This window comes from Amycolatopsis sp. lyj-108 (assembly GCF_046549005.1).
Lineage (GTDB): Bacteria > Actinomycetota > Actinomycetes > Mycobacteriales > Pseudonocardiaceae > Amycolatopsis.
The window spans coordinates 364,086-382,385 of record NZ_JAJPWQ010000010.1; the positions used below are offsets into that span (position 1 = coordinate 364,086).

The window sequence follows — 18,300 nt, forward strand, 5'->3', positions numbered from 1 at the left end:
GGAACTCCTTTCTGCTCAAGCCGGGATGACCGGCGTGGTGGTGTCCGCTTCGTCGAGGCCGAAGCACTCGTAGAGCACGGTCACCGCTTCGTGGACGCGGTCGCGGGGGACCAGGAACGTGGTGCGGGCCTGTGCGCAGGACACGCATTCCGCCGCGATGTCGGCGGCGGCCAGCGCGGACAGGCCCAGCGCGGTGAGTCCCGGCCTGCTGAGCAATCCGGTGCCCACGACCGAAACCCGGCCCAGCTCCCGCCGGACGACGACCGAACAGTCGAGCGCTTCCCGTACGGCTTCCACCGCCGCGTCCCGCAGGACGTCGGACACACAGAACTCCATCCGCAGCGGGGCGTCCGGTGGTGAGGACCAGACGACCGAATCGACCGGGATCTCCACCCGCGACAACGCGTCGAGGATCTGGGCGCTACCGCGCACCCGGTCGCATTCCGCGTCGATCGCCACGACCGAGACCCGTTCGTCGTGGGTCACGGCGATGACGCCTGCCCGTCCTTCCAGGACTTCCGCGTCGAGCATCGATGCTCCTTTTCCGATGATGGTGCTGCCTTGGCCACGGCCGGTCGCGTCGCGGACGACGATGTCGATCCCGTGCGCTGCGGCGAGTTCCACCGAGCGCGGATGCAGCACCCGCGCCCCGGAGAACGCCATCTCCGTCATGACCGGTGCGGGCAGACTGCGCAGCAGTCCCGCTTCCGGCACCACCCGGGGATCGGCCCGGCGCACGCCTTCGACGTCGGTGTAGATCTCGCAAACCGGCGCCCGGAGCGCGACGGCGAGGGCCACCGCGGAGGTGTCGGAACCGCCGCGGCCGAGGGTGACGACCGCACCGGTGGGATCCAGGGCCTGGAAACCCGCCACGATCACCACCTGTCCGCGGGAGAGCCGTTCGTGGAGGCGGTCCGCCTCGATCGACGCGATCACCCCCGCTCCCGGCCTGCCGACCGCCCGGAGACCGGCGTCCGGCCCGGACAGCGACACCGCGGGAATCCGCAGGTCTCCCAAGGCGATGGCGAGCAGTGCCGCCGACGCCAGCTCGCCGGTGGCCAGCAGCTTGTCCAGTTCCCGTGGATCCGGGGTGTTGCTGGCTTCGACGGCCGAGCGGACCAGGTCGTCGGTCGTGTCGCCACGTGCGGACACGACGACGACCAAGGGCATGCCTTCGCGGTGGGTCCGCGCGATCCGGTGGGCGACGGAGGCGGCTTTGGCCGCGTCGGCCAAAGACGAGCCTCCGTACTTCTGGATCCTGATGTCCATTTCGCTCCGTCCCCAGGAATCCTTTTCTCCCGTCGGGAATTGGGTGCCCACCGCGGTGGGCACTCCCACTCGCGTAAATCCGTGAACCTCGGGAGCGAGGGCGCCGGGCGCGAACCCCGGCAAGCGGAGTCCCGGTCACTGAAACAGGGGAGTGCGGATGGCGTAGTCCCCTGTTTTCATAGAAAAAGGCCGCTTCTCTTGCGCTATCGGCAAGAGAAGCGGCCTTGGCTGACGATCTCGTTGGTCGGGTCAGTCCAGCGCGTGCCGCCCCTGTTCGTAGGCGATCACCCGGAGCGCGAGTTCCACACGATTCGTCACCTGGAGTTTGGTGAAGGTGTTCCGGACGTGGGTGTCGACCGTGTGCCGGGAGAGGGTCAGCTGCGCGGCCACGGCCTTGTTGGTCAAACCCTGCGCGACCAGCCGGGCGACGCGCAGTTCTGTCTCGGTCAGGTTGGACCACCGGGCACGGGACACCGGCGGGATCATCTCGGTACTGACGGCGACCGGGGTTTCGGCCGGGGCCTGCTCGCCATGGCCGTTGCTCCACGACCGGTGGATGCGGGTGGCCTCGTCGGTCAGGCCTTGCGCCCGCTCGTGATCACCGAGTCCCATCGCCAGTTCCCCGGCGTCCCGCAGCGCGAGGGCCCGCGCCGGGCGCCGGCCGCTGATCCGGTGCAGCTCGGCGGCGGAGGTCAGCGCGCCGAGGTCACCCTCGTTGAGGCCCGCGGCGTGCGCCGCGGCGGCCGCGGTGGAGGTCACCCCGGGATTACGGGCGGCCAGGTCCCGCGCGGTACGGACGATCTCGTCCGCGCGCGGACGGTCACCGCGGCGAAGGGTCAGTTTCACCAGTACCGGCGCGATCATCGGGCCACCGGTCGCGGTGAAGGCGACCGGATCGGTCGCCGCGTGCAGCCCGTTCGCGACCTCGGCGGCCTCGTCCTCCCGCCCGGCGGCCCAGAGCCAGAGCGCTCGCCGCCAGGTCAGATGGGCCACATGCGCCCTCGCGCCGCCCTCGGCGAGCGCTTCCGCCTCACGCAGGTTCGCGTCAGCCTCTTCCAGCCGGCCGAGGCTGACGCGAACCTCGCCGAGAAGACACAGCAACCTGCTGAGCAACGCGCCCGCGGGCTGCTCCCGAGCCGCGCGGACACCGGCTTCGGCGTCGGTCTCGGCTTCGGAGAACGCGCCCCGCGCGGCCCACATCCTCGCCCAGTGGTGATGCCAGGTCGGGGTGGACCACGAGGTGCCGAGGTGCCGGGCCTCGCGGCGCGCCAGGGTCAGGGTCGACGCCACTTCGTCGAAGCGGTCGAGCGCCATCAGCGGACGGCACAGCCACAACCTCGGGTGCCGTTGCTGGGCGCGCGGGCCGATCCGGTCCGCCGCGCTGACGGCGGCGCGGGTCAGCGTCAGCGACCGGTCGAACTCGCCGCGCCTCAACGCCGTCAGGCCTTTCGCCGCCGAGCCGAGCATGATCGCCTCGCCGAGGCCGAGCGCGCTGCCCGCGGCGAGACTGTCGTCGGCCGCGCGCTCGGCCAGCGCGATGTCGTCGTCCGAGCGCGCGAGGCTGTAGGCCTGGACCGCGCGCAGTTCGGTGCGGTGGACCGGAGTGAGATCGGGCCTGGCCAGCGCGAGCCGGGTGTACTCCGCCACCGCGTTGTCACCGCCCCAATCGTGCGCGGGTTCGGCCAGTTCCGCGAGGGTGCGCACCATGGTGGTCGCGGTGTCCGCGTCGGCGGCGCGGTGCACCGCCCGCTCGGCGAGTTCCCAGGCCAGCCTGCCGTCGCCGGTGACACTGAGCAGCCGCACCGCCTCGACGGTCAGGGATTCCGCCATCGGGTGGGCGTCGCCGAGCAGATGCAGGAGCCGCAGCACCAGGCGGGCGGCGACCTTCGGTTTCCGCTCCGCGTTCCGGCGGACCTCCGCCCACAGCAGGTCGATCGATTCGCCGAGGCTGCCGCGTCCGCTGCGCACGAGGTGGTCCAGCACGTCGTCGGGTTCCCTGCCCTCCGCGCGGACCACCGTGGCGGCCTCCCGGTGCAGCGCCATCCGGACCGGTTCGTCGAGTCCGGCGTACAGCGCCTTCCGGACGAGTTCACTGCGGAAGCGCAGACCCGCCGGTTCCGGGGAGAGCACGCCCGCTTCGATCGCCTCGGTCACCGGGCCGACGAGTTCGGTCGCGGGCCGTCCGGTGAGCCCGGCGACCTCGTGCACGGTGAACGTCCTGCCCAGTACGGCACCGGTCTCCAGCAGGGTCACGACCGGCTCGGACAGATCGGAAAGCCGGGCTCGCATCTTCTGCGCGACCGCTTCGGGCATCGGCAGCAGTTCGGCGTCGGGGAGGAGTTTCGCCTGCCTGTCACGCACTTCGACCTGACCCGCGCTCAGCAGCCAGCGAACCAGTTCCTCGGTGAGCATCGGGTCCCCGCCACCGCCCGCGGCGACCTCCAGCACGTCCTCGTCCGGGACGGCGCCCAAAATGGCTTCACAGAGCCGTTTCAGCTCGGCGGCGGTGAGTCTGCCGATCGTGACACGCCGGGCGCCCTCGGCCGCGAGCGCGTCGACGACGCCGCGAACCGCGGGCGGGGCCAGCGACGGCCGCGAAACCAGCAGCCACAGCACGGGGGAGGAGGCGAGCGCGGGCACCAGGACCCGCAGCGACAACGCGGTGAGTTCGTCCGCGTGGTGGAAATCGTCGAGACAGAGCACCAAAGGACGTTGCGCCGAGAGCCGGATCAGCCGCTCCCGCAACCGGTCCAGGGAGGCCAGCCGGTTGCCGTCGAGATTCCCGAGATCCGCCGTCGCCTGCCGGGTCCACTCGCTGCCGCTCAACGTCGCGACCAGCGTCGACAGCGAGGCGGCGCGATCGGCGCGGGTGGCCCGGCCGTGCGCGACGGTGATTCCGCGGCACCGGGACGCGTTGATCGCGTACTCGGTGATCGCGCCCTTGCCCATGACCCCCGAACGTTCGGCGATCACCACCGCGCCGCGGCCGGATTCCACCGTGGCCAGCGCGTCGTCGACACAGGCGACGGCCTCGGTGCTCATGAATTGCGAAGTGCAACGCTCAGCCGATCGGCACCCTTGATCGGGCACGGTCAACTCCCTCCAGCGTCCGGCGACAAGACGACCGCTCCGGCCCCCATGCCTTTCCTCGAACAGTTCGCCTGATCGTCAGCTCCCCAGTGAACCGCGCTCCCTTCGCCGGTGCGAATACCCAGCGGCCGTAATCGGACTACTACGCTATTCGAGTGAAAAGGATTATTCGCCCCAATGGTACGACGAAAGCGCACTCATCCGCCGTGCACAGGAGAGATGCGGTCGTATGGGGCGAGCGTGAGCGGCTCCGAGACGGGGACACGTCGCCGATCCGGTGAATGAGCTTCGGCTCGTCGGGTACTAGTGGATCAACTGCCAGCACGATCCGATCCGAATCCGCTGGAGGATGGAGTGAAGAAAATCTGGATCTGGGCCCTGTTCGCCGGCGCGTTCGCGGTGTCCTGCACTGAATTCGTCGTCGTCGGACTGCTTCCCCAGATCGCGACCGATCTCGAGGTGTCCGAGGCGGTGGCGGGGCAACTGGTCACGCTGAACGCCGTGGCGTTCGCGGTGGGAGCACCCGTACTGGCCGCCGCTTTCCATCGGATGGACCGACGAAAAGTTCTCTTCGGCAGTCTGGTCGTATTCGCGCTCGGACACGCCACCGCCGGACTGGCGCCCAACTATCCCGTTCTGCTCGGGTCACGGCTGCTCTCCGGCGGAATGATGGGTCTTTATCTGGCGACCGCGATCGGAACGGCCGCCCGGTTGACCGAACCGGCGAAACGCGCGTCGACGATGGCACTGATCGTCGCCGGGGTCAGTACCGCGACCGCGCTGGGTGTCCCGGTCAGCACCCTGATGGGGCAGCACCTCGGCTGGCGCGCCCCGATGCTGGTCATCGGCGGGATGGCCTTGGCCGCACTGGCCTTCATCGCCGCCGTCGTCCCGAAGACCGGCGCCGACGACGGCCCGCCGCTCGGCGAGCGTGTCCGTGCGCTGGGTGCCAAGCCGGTGGTCGTCGGGCTCAGCGCGATCGTGCTGTTCTGGGGCGCTTCCTTCACCGTCTACACGTATTTGGTGCCGCTGCTCGAACAGCGCTCCGGTGTGCACGGCACGCTGGTGATCGTCGTGCTGTTCATCGCGGGACTGTGCGCCGTGCTGGGCAACATCATCGGCGGCAAGGGCGCCGACAAGAACTCCCGGCTCACGTTGCTGCTGACCGCGGGGATCACGGCGGGCTCGCTGCTGCTGGTGCTGCCGCTGTCCACCGGCCCGGTGCAGGCGATCGTCCTGGTCACCGTCTGGCAGCTGGCCGCCTGGTCGTTCGTGCCCACCGTCCAGGCCGCGCTGTTCCAGGCTGCGGGCAAGGGCGGTGAACTGGCCGTTTCGTTCGCGGTCTCGGCGTTCAACGTCGGTATCGTCGCGGGCGCCGGCTTCGGCGGGATCGCGCTGGCCCGCGCCGGGCTGCCCGGAGTCGCGATCCTCGGCGCGGCCTTGGGCGTGGTGGCGCTGATCCTGGTGATCCTGCTCGTCCGCTTCGTCGGCAAGGCCGAATCCGAGCCGGTCCGGCACGAATTCGACGCCGTGCTGTTCGATCTCGACGGCACCCTCATCGATTCGACCGCCGCGGTCCGGCGTGCGTGGCGGCGATGGGCGGAAGACGTCGGTGTGGATCCGGAGCGGCTCGCCGGGACAGCAGGCAAACCCGCGAAGGACATCGTCGCCGCTTTGCTGCCACCGGACCGCTTCGACGAGGGCCTGGCCCGCTACGCGCACATCGCCACGCACGACCTCGAAGGCGTGGTCATCCTGCCCGGCGCGCGGGAAGCGACCCAGGCGACCGGGGAACGTAAGGCCATCGTGACCTCGTGCACCCGCGACGTCACCGATGCCCGCACCGCGGCCGCGGGGCTGCCGTCGACCGACGTCCTGGTCACCGCCGACGACGTCGAACGGGGCAAACCGGAACCGGCGCCGTACCTCCTCGGTGCCGAACTTCTGGGCGTGGACCCGCAACGCTGCCTCGCCGTCGAAGACACTGCGTCCGGCCTCGCTTCGGGAACCGCCGCGGGCTGCGTGACCCTCGGTATCGGTGACGCCGACCGGCTCGACGCCGACATCGTCGTCCCCGACCTGTCACACGTCAGCTTCGAGGTGGTGGGGGACAAGGTCGCCCTCACCGTGGGGAGCTGACCCGTGGACGACCACGCGCTGGCCAGGCGGCTCGCGACGGCCGCGGGCGAGCTCCTGCTCGGACTTCGCGGCGACCACCCGGACCTGACCGGTGCGGAGCTGGGCAAGGAGGGCGACCGGCAAGCGAACACCTTGCTGCTCAAGGCCCTCGCCGAACACCGGCCGGACGATGCCGTCCGTTCCGAGGAAAGCGAGGACCAGGTCGCCACACCGGGACGGGGCCGGTTGTGGATCATCGATCCGCTGGACGGCACTCGTGAGTACTGCGACCGCGACCGGAAGGATTGGGCCGTGCACGTGGCCTTGGCCGAAGACGGACGGCTCGTCGCCGGGGCGGTCGCCGTCCCGGCCGCCGGTCGTACGTTCGCCACCGACCGGCCGGAACCGCTCGCCCCGGCCGGTTCGCCTCGGCGCCCCCAAGTGGCCGTCAGCCGCGGTCGTCGCCCGGCCCTCGTCGATGCCTTGGCGGACAAGATGGCCATCGACGTGATCCCCATGGGCTCGGCGGGAGTGAAGGCGGTCGCCGTCCTCACCGGCACCGCGGACGCGTATCTCCACGCGGGTGGTCAGTTCGAATGGGACAGTGCCGCACCGGTCGCGGTGCTCGACGCCGCGGGCGCGCATACCTCGCGGATCGACGGAAGCCCGCTGAGATACGGCAATGCCACGCCGGAGTTGCCGGATCTGCTGATCTGCCGTCCGGAGCTCAAGGAGGTATTGCTCGCCGGGGTCGCGGTTGTTTCGTGAGCAAGGATCCTGCATCGGAAGTTCGCGCCGTGAATCCGTATCGATATCCGGCGCGTTTCGCGCCTGGTCCGGGGGTCGTGAGTGGCGATTCGGGTTCTATTGAGGGGTAAGTCAAACGTGTCTTGGCGTGGGGCCGGTGTCGTTGCTGCGTACGCGTTCTCCTGGTAGTGAAAGCCTCTTTGCCTACTCTGAGGGTAGTGAAGGAGGCTTTCGCTACCGTCGGATGTGTTCCCTGGTGACGGTTGTGACCTCCGTGGCTGGTCGTGAAGTACATGAAGGCCCCCTTCCTTGCGCTAGGCGCAAGGAAGGGGGCCTTCATGTACTTCGGTAAGGCGTGACTCGCGTGCCTGGATGCCGCACTCGGGAGTGCGGAGCCTGAACACACGAGTTCCGTCTACGAACACGCGAGATCCGGGTTTGAACACGCGAGTACGGGTGTCACGTCACCCAGCCCACCGTCTCGCCCGAGACACGACACGTTTGCCTTACCCCTCAATAACCCCACTCAAGACGAAGTGCTCACGGCCTCAGCCGACAGCATCTTCACCGCACGAAACAAGGAACAAGATCCTTCGGCACCACACCGAATCACCACACGAACTTCCGACTCGGGACAGCGCTTGACCTGGTACGCGGGCCTTCCGGAGCGCGGGGTCGTCGCCATCGACGCCGGCAACCGGGCCGGAAACCCTTCTCCTGCAGATCGCCGCGCAGCCGCGGGGTTCGACCATCCGGCCATGGCCTCGACCGACGTCAGCGGCGTGCGGCAGCTTTCGCTGGGCGCCGCACCGCTTCCGCCACGGCGGCCGGTTTCCCCGACTCTGAACAGTTCTTCGAGAAGAACGTCCGCACGGCGTTCGCCCTACGTCACCAGGACCTGAAGCGGCAACGCGACTACGACCCAGCCTTCCTGGACTGGATCTTCTGGTGGTACCTGGCCACGATCGAACTCGGCGACCACTTTCCGGCACGCCCCGCCTCGTAGGAACCGATCTCCCTGTCCCCACCCGTCAAAGACAAGACCCGGACGGACTTCCACCATGAACATGGATCCGGATATCTGGCCCAATCCCGGTCAGGTGAACTGTCGTTGGTTGCTGCCGTTGCTGTGTTCTGCTCGTCGGTACTGACCTGGTGGAGTGCCGTGGGCGCGTTTGAAGGCGGCAGCGAAGGCGAATTCCGATGAGTAGCCGACCTTGGTGGCGATGTCGTGCAGGGGTGCGGTGGTGTCGCGGAGGAGCCGGGCGGCGGTGGTCATGCGCCACCAGGTGAGGTAGGTCAGGGGCGGTTGGCCGACCAGGGTGGTGAACCGGCGGGCGAATGGTGCGCGGGATAGTCCGGCTTGGGCGGCGAGACCGGCCACGGTCCAGGGGTGTGCGGTGTCGCGGTGGATGGCGTGCAGTGCGGCGGTCACCGATGGGTCGTTCAGCGCTGCGGCCCAGCCGCCGGGGTTTTCGCCCGGCTGGCACTGGATCCACGTGCGCAGGATGTATACCAGCAGGGTGTCCAGCAACGAAGGGATGGTGGCGTCCACTCCGAGATCTGGCTGTTCCAACTCGGCACCGAGCAGTTCCACCGCGGCTCGCAGCCGAGGGTGCTGGCCAGGACCGGCGGGCAGGTGGATGATCTCCGGCAGACCGAGTAGCAATGGGTGGGCGCGCGTCGGATCGAGTCGGTAGGCGCCGCAGAGTGTGATGGTGACCGGTCCGTCGCTCCTGACCGGGTCGACAGTAGCGGCGTGGCGTTGGGCGAACTGCGGATCGTCAGGGTCACAGGCTTCCGTGCTCAACGGGGTTCTCGGGTCGTCGGAAAGCGCGTGCCCACCTCCGTGCGGAAGGAAGACGACATCGCCGGGCCCCAACGGGATTGGGGCGGCCGCGGCGGGGAGAAGCCAGCAGTTGCCTTGCAAGACCACTTGAAAGCCCGATGCTCCTGGCACCGGCGCGAACCGTTGCCCCCAGGGCGCGTGCCAGGTGACCCGCGCCGACTGTGGTCGACCGGCTCGCATCACTGTGATCACGTCACTGAGGATGTCCACGCGGCCAATCTACCCGTCTGCGAGACGAACGCATATAAAATCGGGACTCAGCCGCATGGATCGTCTTCTGTGGCCGTCGTAGGTTCGTGGCATGAAGATCGCCAGATTCCACCAGCACGGTGCGGTGTCCGTCATTCGCTACGACGATGTCGAGATTCCCGAGCCGGGGCCGGACGAGGTGTTGATCGAAGTCGCGGCCACTTCGTTCAACCCGACTGAGACGGCACTGCGCGCCGGGCTGCTGCGGAAGATCACGCCGGTGTCGCTGCCCTACACCATGGGATGGGATGTGGCAGGCACCGTCGTGGCGGCCGGAGCCGACGTAAGCACGACCTCGGTCGGCGACCGCGTCATCGGTTGGCTGGACGGTGGCGCCGCAGCCGAGTACGCCACCGCACCAGCCCATCTGCTGACGTCCGCACCCGCCACGATCCCGCTCGCCGACGCCGCCACCCTGCCGCTGGCAGGGCTGACAGCGTGGCAGGCGGTCTTCGATCACGCTCGGGTCACCAAGGGACAGCGCGTCCTGATCAACGGGGCCGGTGGGGGCATCGGCGGGTTCACCGCCCAACTGGCCAAGCACGCCGGGGCCGAGGTCATCGCCACGGCAAGCCCACGCAGCGCGGACAGGGTTCGCAGGCAAGGCGCGGACCACATCATCGACTACACCGCCACCGCTCTCGGTACAGCCGTGCGATACCCCGTCGATACCATTATCAACCTCGTACCACTCGGCCCCTCGCAGGCTGACGAACTCATCCCGCTGGTGCACCCCGGCGGCGCCATCGTGTCGATCACCGGCCAGTTCCAGCCACCACCCGAAGCCCGGATCGTCGCCACCCACTTCATCACCCGCAACGACATCGCCCAACTAGACCTCTTGGTGAAACTGGTCGACACCGGTGCGGTCACCGTCGAGGTGACTCAGTCCTACTCGCTCACTGAGCTTGACGACGTCCATCGACACAGCGAGGCCGGCAACGTCCACGGCAAGATCACGATCGTTCCCTGAGTGATCCCGACCGAACGCGCCCCGGTGCATACAAGCCCAAACGCGCGTTACCCGCTGATGGAATCGTCGCTCCAGCGATGCGCTTCCAGACCAACGGTCGCGTACTCGTCCTGGCCCGGCGGGTCCTCCATGTCATTCGTGCAGGTGAACGATGGGCCGAAGAACACCTTTTCGTCTGCCCATCCCACGGCAGCCTGCAACCCTGCACCGCCGAAGAACTCACTGTGGACGTAGAGCACCTGCCTACTCTGCGACAGCCGCCGTGCCCAGCGAACCAGTCCTCCAGTCCGGTTCAGCAAGGAGAGCCCCACTCAAGATCAACGCGTTGATAGTGCTTGCCACTGGACCATCGTGGCTTGACGTGCCGAACAGCGCCGGCACGTCAACGTCCGCTCTTGCCGCCATGAGGACCTTCGAGCAGGTGGCTGTACCGGCCCACGTTGCCGGTCGCCCCGGCCGTCGGGCTCACCAGCTCAGCTGAGGAAGTGTCTTCTTCGTCGAATGCGGTCCGGCACTCGTCCATGTTCGTGGGAAATGACCTGAGGACCTGCGCGGTCTAGACGTTGTTCGCTGCCGGAGCACGACCACTGTAGCCGATCCTTGTTGTGGGACAAGGACAACAGCTTCTTTACATACCCTACGGGGGTAATGTTAGTGTGGCGGCGTGACGGCGAAGGGGTCGGTCGCCGTGAAACGAGTTGTCGAACCGAAGGGTGAGAGCTGATGAACACCACCGTGTACGCGGTCAAGGGCATGACCTGCTCGGGTTGCATGACCAAGGTGACGACGGCGGTGAACGGTGTCGCCGGGGTCAATGAGGTGGACGCGGACGTCGCGACCGGCGAGGTGACTGTCGTGAGCGAGGGGCCGGTCGACGCGCAGCTGGTCCGAGCCGCGGTCAAGGAGGCGGGCTACGAGGTGGTCGGCTGACGTCGATGGCCGAGGAGACCGGAACTGAACCGGCTGTCGTCATCAAGGTCGTGAACAACGGGCCGTACCAGGTGAAAGGGCCCGTCCGGCTGGTCGACCACGACGGCGAGGAATACGAACTGACCGGACGTACGCAATTGCTGTGCCGGTGCGGGAATTCCGCGAAGAAGCCGTTCTGTGACGGCGCCCATGTCCGGACCGGGTTCACGGCGACCAGGGCAGTCGTTGAGGCGGAATAGAAACGGGCGGGTGACGTGAAGTCACCCGCCCGCTCTTCGTGTTGAAGGAGTCAGGAGCGAACCAGGCGTGCGATCGCTTCGGAGGCTTCGCGGATCTTCCGGTCCGCCTCGGCGCCGCCCTTCGCCGCAGCGTCGACAACGCAGCTTGCCATGTGCTGTTCGAGGAGTTCGAGGGAGAACGACTTCAGTGCCCGGGTCGCCGCGGAGACCTGTGTGAGGACATCGATGCAGTACTTGTCCTCTTCGACCATTTTCTGCAGTCCGCGGATCTGCCCCTCGATGCGCCGAAGGCGCTTGAGCTGACTTTCCGTGCCGGCGTCGTGATCGGCCACGCTCACTCCTCGAGTCGGGATTCCGCGTACGTCCCAATCATGCCCGGTCAGGAGTCGCACGCGCAGGCGGGTTTCGAGGATTCAGGGAGGCGGATGCGGCCGGAGCCGGCGTGGCATACGTCACGGGGGTATGCCGGTTGCCCTACCCCCCTAGGGTATGTAAAGTCGGTTTCAGGAGGTCGAGAGATGCACGGATACACGCAAGGCAAAGAGGAATACGTGACCCGGCTGCGGCGGATCGAGGGTCAGATCCGGGGGTTGCAGCGGATGGTCGAGGAGGACAAGTACTGCATCGACATCCTCACGCAGGTGTCCGCGGCCACGAAGGCGTTGCAGTCGGTGTCGCTGGGGCTGATGGACGAACACCTCAAGCACTGCGTGTCCGACGCCATCGCCAAGGGCGGCGCCGAAGCCGACGAGAAGATCCAGGAGGCGAGCGACGTCATCGCCCGCCTCGTCCGTTCCTGATATTCCGCAAGGAGAACCACGATGAGCGAGACCATCTACACCGTCACCGGCATGACCTGCGACCACTGCGTCCGGTCGGTCACCGAAGAGGTCGGGAAGATCGCGGGCGTCACCGGCGTCCGGGTGGATCTGCCGACCGGCGCGGTGACCGTCGTCAGCGCGGAGGAGCCCGCGGTCGCGGATGTGCGTGCGGCCGTCGAAGAAGCCGGATATGAGCTGACCGCCTGATTCGCGGTCCGGCTCCCGATCGCGGGCATGGCCCGCACAAGGGACTTGAGATGAACACAGTTGCGAAGCTCTCTGCCTACGGTGTGGCGCTTGCCCTGGTCGCCGGTGGCGGCTGGGTCGCGGGCACCGCTGTCGGTCCTTTCGCCGGCGCCGCCGGCCTTCCCGGTGGCGAGGACGCCGGGCATGGGGACGTTCACAGCGGCACCGTCGCGGAGGCGGCGCCGACCGACGAGCCCGGCGGGCTCGCGTCGTCCAGGGGCGGCTACACCCTCACGCCCATCACCACGACGCTCACCGCGGGCACGACCCAGCCTTTCTCCTTCAGGATTCTCGGACCGGACGGCAAACCCGTCACCGGCTACGACGTCGAACACGAAAAGCGGATGCATCTCATCGTCGTCCGCCGTGACACGGCCGGTTTCCAGCACGTGCACCCCGAACTCGCGTCCGATGGCGTGTGGAGTGTCCCGCTGGCCCTGCCCGAGGCGGGTAGCTACCGGGTCTTCGCCGACTTCAAGCCGACGGGCGGCTCGGCCTCGACACTCGGTGTCGACGTCGCCGCAGCCGGAGATTTCAAACCCGCCGAGTACCAGCCGTCGCGCGTCGCGAACGTCGACGGCTACCAGGTCCGCCTCGACGGCGACCTGGCGCCGGGCAAGTCGTCGAAGGTGACGTTGACGGTGACGAAGGATGGCCGTGAGGTGACCGATCTGGAGCCGTACCTCGGCGCTTACGGACATCTGGTGGCGTTGCGCGGCGGCGACCTCGCGTATCTGCACGTCCACCCGGACGGCGAACCCGGTGACGGCCGTACGAAGCCCGGTCCCGCGGTGACCTTCTTCGCCGAAGTCCCGTCGAACGGCACTTACCGGCTGTTCCTGGACTTCCAGCATCAGGGCAAGGTCCGCACGGCGGAGTTCACCGTCGCCACTACGGGCACCCCTGCCCCGGCCCCTTCGGCCACCCCAAACCAGACCTCACCTCCGGCGGCCGATGACGGCCACGGCGGACACGGCTGACCGCGAGCCGGAAAGGAGTGACCACGATGACTTCCGATCTGGACCAGGCCACCACGGCCGAGGTCGAACTCGCGATCACCGGGATGACCTGCGCGTCGTGCGCGATGCGCATCGAGAAGAAACTGAACAAGCTCGACGGCGTCACCGCCACGGTCAATTACGCCACCGAGAAGGCGAAGGTCACCTACAGCGGTGACATCGAGCCCCAGCGGCTGATCGAGCAGGTGGAAGCGGCCGGATACACCGCCGCCCTGCCCGCTCCGCCGAAGCAGGACCAGCCGGACGGGCCCGCCGAGGAGGCCGATCCGATCGCGCCGTTGCGGCAGCGGCTGATCGGTTCCGCGGTGCTGTCGGTGCCGGTGATCCTGCTGGCGATGGTGCCCGCACTGCAGTTCACCTACTGGCAGTGGATTTCGCTGACGCTCGCGGCGCCGGTGCTGGTGTGGGCGGCGTGGCCGTTCCACAAGGCGGCATGGGCGAATCTGCGCCACGGCGCGGCGACCATGGACACGCTGATCTCGATGGGCACGCTGGCGGCGTTCCTGTGGTCGTTGTACGCGTTGCTGTTCGGCAGCGCGGGAACGCCGGGGATGACGCACGCTTTCGAGCTGACCGTGGAGCGGATGGCCGGTGACGGCAACATCTATCTCGAGGTCGCGGCCGGGGTGACGACGTTCATCCTCGCCGGGCGGTACTTCGAGGCGCGGTCCAAGCGCCGGGCCGGTGCCGCGCTGCGGGCGTTGCTGGAGCTGGGTGCGAAGGACGTCGCCGTCCTCCGCAACGGCAAGGAAGAACGCATCCCGGTCGACCAGCTGGCCGTGGGCGATCTGTTCGTGGTGCGGCCGGGGGAGAAGATCGCCACCGACGGTGTCATCACCGAAGGCAGCTCCGCCGTCGACGCGAGCATGCTGACCGGCGAAAGCGTGCCCGTGGAAGTCGCGCCGGGTGACGCGGTGGTCGGTGCGACGGTCAACGCGGGCGGCAGGCTCGTCGTGCGGGCGACCCGGGTCGGCGCGGACACGCAGCTGGCGCAGATGGCGAAACTGGTGGAGGACGCACAAACCGGGAAGGCGCAGGTCCAGCGGCTGGCCGACCGGGTGTCGGGTGTGTTCGTGCCGATCGTGATCGCGCTCGCCGTCGGCACGCTGATGTTCTGGCTTGGGGCCGGTGGTTCGGTCGCGGCCGCGTTCACCGCGGCGGTCGCCGTGCTGATCATCGCCTGCCCGTGCGCGCTCGGTCTCGCGACGCCGACCGCGTTGCTGGTCGGCACCGGCCGGGGCGCGCAGCTCGGGATCCTGATCAAGGGCCCGGAAGTGCTGGAATCCACCCGCGCGGTCGACACGGTCGTCCTCGACAAGACCGGCACGGTCACCACCGGACGGATGGCGCTGGTCGAGGTCCACGTCGCCGACGGTGTCGACGCCGACGAGGCGCTGAGGCTCGCGGGTGCGCTGGAGAACGCTTCCGAACACCCGATCGCCCAAGCCATCGTGGCCGGCGCGCGGGACCGGGTCGGTGAACTCCCGGCCGTCGAGGACTTCACGAACGTCGAAGGCCTTGGTGTGCAAGGGATCGTCGACGGCAAGGCGGTACTGGCCGGCCGCAGCTCGCTGCTGGAGGACTGGGCACATCACCTGCCTGAGGCTCTGGCCGAGGCGAAGGCCGCTGAGGAGAAGGCGGGCCGGACCGCGATCGTGGTCGGCTGGGACGGCGCGGCCCGCGCGGTCCTGGTGGTGGCGGACACGGTGAAGCCGACCTCTGCCGAGGCGATCACGCAGCTGCGGGCGCTCGGGCTGACGCCGGTCCTGCTGACCGGGGACAACGAGGCCGTGGCGCGCGCGGTGGCGGCGGAGGTGGGGATCACCGAGGTGATCGCGGAGGTCCTGCCCAAGGACAAGGTCGACGTGGTCAAGCGGCTCCAGGCCGAGGGCAAGGTGGTCGCGATGGCGGGCGACGGCGTCAACGACGCGGCCGCGCTGGCACAGGCCGACCTCGGCCTGGCCATGGGCACCGGCACCGATGTCGCCATCGAGGCGTCGGACATCACCCTCGTCCGCGGTGACCTGCGGGCGGCGGTGGACGCGATCCGGCTCTCCCGGCGGACCCTGCGCACCATCAAGGGCAACCTGTTCTGGGCCTTCGCCTACAACGTCGCGGCGCTGCCACTGGCCGCGGCGGGGCTGCTCAACCCGATGATCGCCGGCGCCGCGATGGCGTTCAGCTCGGTCTTCGTGGTCACGAACAGCCTGCGGCTCAAAGGATTCCGCAGCACAGCGAGCTGACATCCGGTTCAGCGTTCTACTGAGGGATAAGTCGAAGGTGTCGTGGTGCGGGGCTGGTGTTGCTCCTGCGTCTGGTAGTGAGGGCCTCTTTGCCTACTTTGACGGTAGTGAAGGAGGCTTTCGCTACCGTCAGATGTGTTCCCTGGTGACAGTGGGACGGCTGTAGCCTCGGTGGCCGGTTGTGAAGTACATGAAGGCCCCCTTCCTTGCGCTAGGCGCAAGGAAGGGGGCCTTCATGTACTTCGGTAGGGCGTGATTCGCGTGTTTGGATGCCCGCACTCAGGGTGTGCGGAGTCTGAGCACGCGAGATACACGTTTGCCTTACCCGCTAGCCCGAAACGCCACTCACGACCCCCTCGCGCCTGACCAGTGCCAAGGCTCCCCTCGTCGCATCGGACGCGGCGAAGGGAGCCTCCAGAGTGCTCGACAGGGAAACCGGCGCGAGACGCCCATCGGGTATGACGCGGGCGGCGTTCTCCGCCAGCGCGGCCGGATGCCGTTCGTTCATGCCGGGGAAGACCAAGGTGGGGACCGTGATCGCGGCGATGCTCGCGGGATGGCGTCACGCACGAGCGCGCCGATGACGGGAGCGAGCTCGGGCAGAACCGGCGCCCACGCCGCTTCGATACCGCCGGTCCGGACACGTTCGGTGAACGCGTCCATGAACGCGATCTCGGCTTGTTTCGCTTCGTCGTCTTCGATGTCTTCGACGCTGATCAGGATGGCGGCGCGGACCCTGCCGCTGTTCGCCGAGGTGGTCGAGAAGCGCCGCGACATCGTCGGAGTACTGGGTCCAGGTGTGCCGGGCCGGGTCGGCGCATACCGATCGGCCGTATCCGCGCACGTCGGGGAGAACGATCGTGTGGCGGTCCGCCAGCCGCTCGGCCAGCGGGACGAGGCTGTGATGGTCAGGGCCGCCCCGTGCGGAAGCACAAGGGGCGGCCCTGATCCGATGGAGATCGCGTGGAGCGGGCAGCCGTCACCGCCGTGGTACGTGATTCCATTGTGGACTTTTCTCAGTGGTGGTAGGCGTGCACGACCGCGTGTCCGGAGCCGCGGCCGATGAGCCACTTGTTGACCGGGGTGGTGAGCAGGAAGGCGACGAAGAGGGCGAAGGCGAGCGCGCCCCAGAACAGCCAGCTGGCGAGGCCGGCTTCCATCGCGCCGGGTACGACGAGCATCACTCCGTTGTCGATGATCTCCATGACGAGGATCGACACGGTGTCCGCGGCGAGGGCGACCTTGAGGGCCTGCTTGAAGCCAACGCCCGCGCGGAGCACGCCGCGCATGGTCAGTGCGTAGCCGAAGACGAACGCCAGCGCGACGGCGAGCACGATGGTCGCGACGTTGCCCCAGCCCAGTGCGGTGCCGATCACCATGCCGAGCACCTCGCCGATGGCGCAGCCGGTGAGGCAGTGCAGGGTGGCCGACGCCGCCATGCCCCAGGAGACCTTGCCCGGCTGGTGATGCTCGTGGCCCCCGTTACCCGCATGTCCACCGTGGTCGCCGTGGTGCTGGTGTTCGTGGTGCGAGTGGCCGTGCTCAACCGACATGGTCGTGTTTCTCCTTTGTGGACTGCTCGGCAGGCGCGGGTTCGAGTCCTGCGACGAGATTGAAGGAACCAGTGAGCAGGTTGAGCGACACCAGTCCCACCGTGTCGGCGATGATCTGATCGCTCCAGCCGTGCTCTCGCAACTCGGCGATGTCCTCGTCGCCGAGCGAAGACGGTTCGGCGAGGACCCGCACGGCATACGCGATCAGCGTGGCCTCACGCCGATCAGTGGAGGTGCCCTGCCGGGCCAGCGCGATGTCGTTGTCACTGAGCCCAGCGGCCTGTGCGGCACGGCTGTGTGCCTGCAGGCACAGCGCGCAACCGATCCACTCCTGCAGGGCGAGTGAGATCTTCTCGCTGAGTGCCCGGGGAAGCTTGGCTCGCTTCATGGCCCGCGAGAAGTCGAGATAGCCCTGAAGGAGTGCGGGGGAGTTGGCCATCGCGGACACCATCGGGCCTACCGAGCCACGCCGTTCGATGATGTCGCCGAGCAGCTCGGCGGACTTGGCCGGCGCGTCGGCCGGATCAAGCGACTGAAGACGCTGCACGGCTCCTCCTCCTGTTGTCGGTCGGTCTCGGGAACTTTATACCCGTAGGGGGTACCTGTCCAGCGTCGATGGTGCCAAGTTGTCGATGCGGGTCCGACTTCCTCTGGGCGACCGCCAATGAGGTCTTCGATGTTCTACGTGACGACTCATTGCCGCGCAACGGGTTTTGCTATCAAAACGGCGTCTGTGACGATCGCTACACCAATACCCCCGTAGGGTACTTGCGCAGCGTCCTGAAGCGGCCTACGTTCATCTCCGTCAGATACCCCCTAGGGGTAACTAGGTTGCGAAAGGACGGTTGTCATGGCGGAGTCATCCCCGGACCCACGGCGGTGGTGGGCGTTGGGGCTCATCGCGTTGGCTCAGTTCATGGTCATCATGGACACTTCGATCATTGGCGTCGCTCT

17 protein-coding genes are annotated in these 18,300 nt (G+C 68.0%); 9 read left to right on the plus strand and 8 right to left on the minus strand.

The annotated features are described in order from the left end of the window. Window positions 1-15: 15 nt before the first annotated feature. Complete coding sequence (locus ACLJO0_RS32460; RefSeq protein WP_410582733.1) at window positions 16-1,269, minus strand: aspartate kinase; 1,254 nt, start codon at window positions 1,267-1,269, stop codon at window positions 16-18. A gap of 249 nt (window positions 1,270-1,518) precedes the next feature. Next, window positions 1,519-4,311 (minus strand): LuxR C-terminal-related transcriptional regulator, encoded by a 2,793-nt coding sequence (locus ACLJO0_RS32465; protein ID WP_410582735.1) that lies wholly within the window; start codon window positions 4,309-4,311, stop codon window positions 1,519-1,521. A 402-nt stretch (window positions 4,312-4,713) separates the two neighbouring features. On the opposite strand from ACLJO0_RS32465, the gene ACLJO0_RS32470 reads away from it, so the two are divergent. Together ACLJO0_RS32470 and ACLJO0_RS32475 are read left to right on the plus strand one after the other, a co-directional pair. Continuing rightward, on the plus strand, window positions 4,714-6,498 hold the full coding sequence (locus tag ACLJO0_RS32470; protein WP_410582737.1) for an MFS transporter: 1,785 nt from the start codon (window positions 4,714-4,716) through the stop codon (window positions 6,496-6,498). 3 nt (window positions 6,499-6,501) lie between these two features. Then, window positions 6,502-7,245: a 3'(2'),5'-bisphosphate nucleotidase CysQ gene (locus ACLJO0_RS32475; protein ID WP_410582739.1), complete on the plus strand. Its 744-nt coding sequence runs from the start codon at window positions 6,502-6,504 to the stop codon at window positions 7,243-7,245. 1,075 nt (window positions 7,246-8,320) lie between these two features. Here the strand turns inward: ACLJO0_RS32475 and ACLJO0_RS32480 are convergent. Beyond that, on the minus strand, window positions 8,321-9,283 hold the full coding sequence (locus tag ACLJO0_RS32480) for an AraC family transcriptional regulator (RefSeq protein ID WP_410582740.1): 963 nt from the start codon (window positions 9,281-9,283) through the stop codon (window positions 8,321-8,323). 91 nt (window positions 9,284-9,374) lie between these two features. Here ACLJO0_RS32480 and ACLJO0_RS32485 point away from each other — a divergent pair, with 91 nt between their 5' ends. After that, window positions 9,375-10,295: an NADP-dependent oxidoreductase gene (locus tag ACLJO0_RS32485; RefSeq protein WP_410582742.1), complete on the plus strand. Its 921-nt coding sequence runs from the start codon at window positions 9,375-9,377 to the stop codon at window positions 10,293-10,295. 47 nt (window positions 10,296-10,342) lie between these two features. Here ACLJO0_RS32485 and ACLJO0_RS32490 read toward each other — a convergent pair whose 3' ends face one another. After that, a complete protein-coding gene (locus ACLJO0_RS32490) occupies window positions 10,343-10,534 on the minus strand; it encodes a hypothetical protein (RefSeq protein ID WP_410582744.1) in 192 nt (63 codons plus the stop codon). A 484-nt stretch (window positions 10,535-11,018) separates the two neighbouring features. Here ACLJO0_RS32490 and ACLJO0_RS32495 point away from each other — a divergent pair, with 484 nt between their 5' ends. Beyond that, complete coding sequence (locus ACLJO0_RS32495) at window positions 11,019-11,225, plus strand: heavy-metal-associated domain-containing protein (RefSeq protein WP_410582745.1); 207 nt, start codon at window positions 11,019-11,021, stop codon at window positions 11,223-11,225. 5 nt (window positions 11,226-11,230) lie between these two features. Next, window positions 11,231-11,464, plus strand: coding sequence for a CDGSH iron-sulfur domain-containing protein (locus tag ACLJO0_RS32500; RefSeq protein ID WP_410582746.1), 234 nt, complete (start codon window positions 11,231-11,233; stop codon window positions 11,462-11,464). Window positions 11,465-11,514: 50 nt separating this feature from the next. Here the strand turns inward: ACLJO0_RS32500 and ACLJO0_RS32505 are convergent, their stop codons facing one another. After that, entirely contained in the window at window positions 11,515-11,796 is a 282-nt protein-coding gene (locus tag ACLJO0_RS32505; protein ID WP_410582747.1) for a metal-sensitive transcriptional regulator, read from the minus strand. A gap of 186 nt (window positions 11,797-11,982) precedes the next feature. Between ACLJO0_RS32505 and ACLJO0_RS32510 the strand changes: the two genes are divergently transcribed. Genes ACLJO0_RS32510 through ACLJO0_RS32525 form a run of 4 tightly spaced genes read left to right on the plus strand, consistent with a single transcriptional unit; the run spans window position 11,983 to window position 15,793 of the window. Next, window positions 11,983-12,264: a metal-sensitive transcriptional regulator gene (locus tag ACLJO0_RS32510; RefSeq protein ID WP_410582749.1), complete on the plus strand. Its 282-nt coding sequence runs from the start codon at window positions 11,983-11,985 to the stop codon at window positions 12,262-12,264. A gap of 21 nt (window positions 12,265-12,285) precedes the next feature. After that, entirely contained in the window at window positions 12,286-12,492 is a 207-nt protein-coding gene (locus tag ACLJO0_RS32515) for a heavy-metal-associated domain-containing protein (protein WP_410582750.1), read from the plus strand. A 50-nt stretch (window positions 12,493-12,542) separates the two neighbouring features. Next, window positions 12,543-13,511 carry a hypothetical protein gene (locus ACLJO0_RS32520; RefSeq protein WP_410582751.1) on the plus strand — a complete coding sequence of 323 codons (969 nt, stop codon included), beginning with the start codon at window positions 12,543-12,545 and terminating at the stop codon, window positions 13,509-13,511. A gap of 26 nt (window positions 13,512-13,537) precedes the next feature. Continuing rightward, window positions 13,538-15,793 (plus strand): heavy metal translocating P-type ATPase, encoded by a 2,256-nt coding sequence (locus tag ACLJO0_RS32525; RefSeq protein ID WP_410582752.1) that lies wholly within the window; start codon window positions 13,538-13,540, stop codon window positions 15,791-15,793. Window positions 15,794-16,297: 504 nt separating this feature from the next. Here ACLJO0_RS32525 and ACLJO0_RS32530 read toward each other — a convergent pair. The 3 genes from ACLJO0_RS32530 to ACLJO0_RS32540 form a co-directional block, all read right to left on the minus strand. Next, window positions 16,298-16,570, minus strand: coding sequence for a hypothetical protein (locus ACLJO0_RS32530; RefSeq protein WP_410582754.1), 273 nt, complete (start codon window positions 16,568-16,570; stop codon window positions 16,298-16,300). A 239-nt stretch (window positions 16,571-16,809) separates the two neighbouring features. Continuing rightward, window positions 16,810-17,346 (minus strand): DUF4396 domain-containing protein, encoded by a 537-nt coding sequence (locus tag ACLJO0_RS32535; RefSeq protein WP_410582756.1) that lies wholly within the window; start codon window positions 17,344-17,346, stop codon window positions 16,810-16,812. Then, window positions 17,336-17,893: a carboxymuconolactone decarboxylase family protein gene (locus ACLJO0_RS32540; protein WP_125792468.1), complete on the minus strand. Its 558-nt coding sequence runs from the start codon at window positions 17,891-17,893 to the stop codon at window positions 17,336-17,338. Before ACLJO0_RS32540 ends, ACLJO0_RS32535 begins: the two co-directional genes overlap by 11 nt. Window positions 17,894-18,300 lie beyond the last annotated feature (407 nt).

Bases quoted from the DNA above. Each gene is read 5' to 3' on its own strand.
- ACLJO0_RS32515 (WP_410582750.1), top strand. From the start codon at position 12,286: ATGAGCGAGACCATCTACACCGTCACCGGCATGACCTGCGACCACTGC.
- ACLJO0_RS32500 (WP_410582746.1), top strand. From the start codon at position 11,231: ATGGCCGAGGAGACCGGAACTGAACCGGCTGTCGTCATCAAGGTCGTG.
- ACLJO0_RS32520 (WP_410582751.1), top strand. From the start codon at position 12,543: ATGAACACAGTTGCGAAGCTCTCTGCCTACGGTGTGGCGCTTGCCCTG.
- ACLJO0_RS32525 (WP_410582752.1), top strand. From the start codon at position 13,538: ATGACTTCCGATCTGGACCAGGCCACCACGGCCGAGGTCGAACTCGCG.
- ACLJO0_RS32465 (WP_410582735.1), bottom strand. From the start codon at position 4,311: ATGAGCACCGAGGCCGTCGCCTGTGTCGACGACGCGCTGGCCACGGTG.
- ACLJO0_RS32485 (WP_410582742.1), top strand. From the start codon at position 9,375: ATGAAGATCGCCAGATTCCACCAGCACGGTGCGGTGTCCGTCATTCGC.
- ACLJO0_RS32530 (WP_410582754.1), bottom strand. From the start codon at position 16,570: ATGTCGCGGCGCTTCTCGACCACCTCGGCGAACAGCGGCAGGGTCCGC.
- ACLJO0_RS32510 (WP_410582749.1), top strand. From the start codon at position 11,983: ATGCACGGATACACGCAAGGCAAAGAGGAATACGTGACCCGGCTGCGG.
- ACLJO0_RS32495 (WP_410582745.1), top strand. From the start codon at position 11,019: ATGAACACCACCGTGTACGCGGTCAAGGGCATGACCTGCTCGGGTTGC.
- ACLJO0_RS32535 (WP_410582756.1), bottom strand. From the start codon at position 17,346: ATGTCGGTTGAGCACGGCCACTCGCACCACGAACACCAGCACCACGGC.
- ACLJO0_RS32460 (WP_410582733.1), bottom strand. From the start codon at position 1,269: ATGGACATCAGGATCCAGAAGTACGGAGGCTCGTCTTTGGCCGACGCG.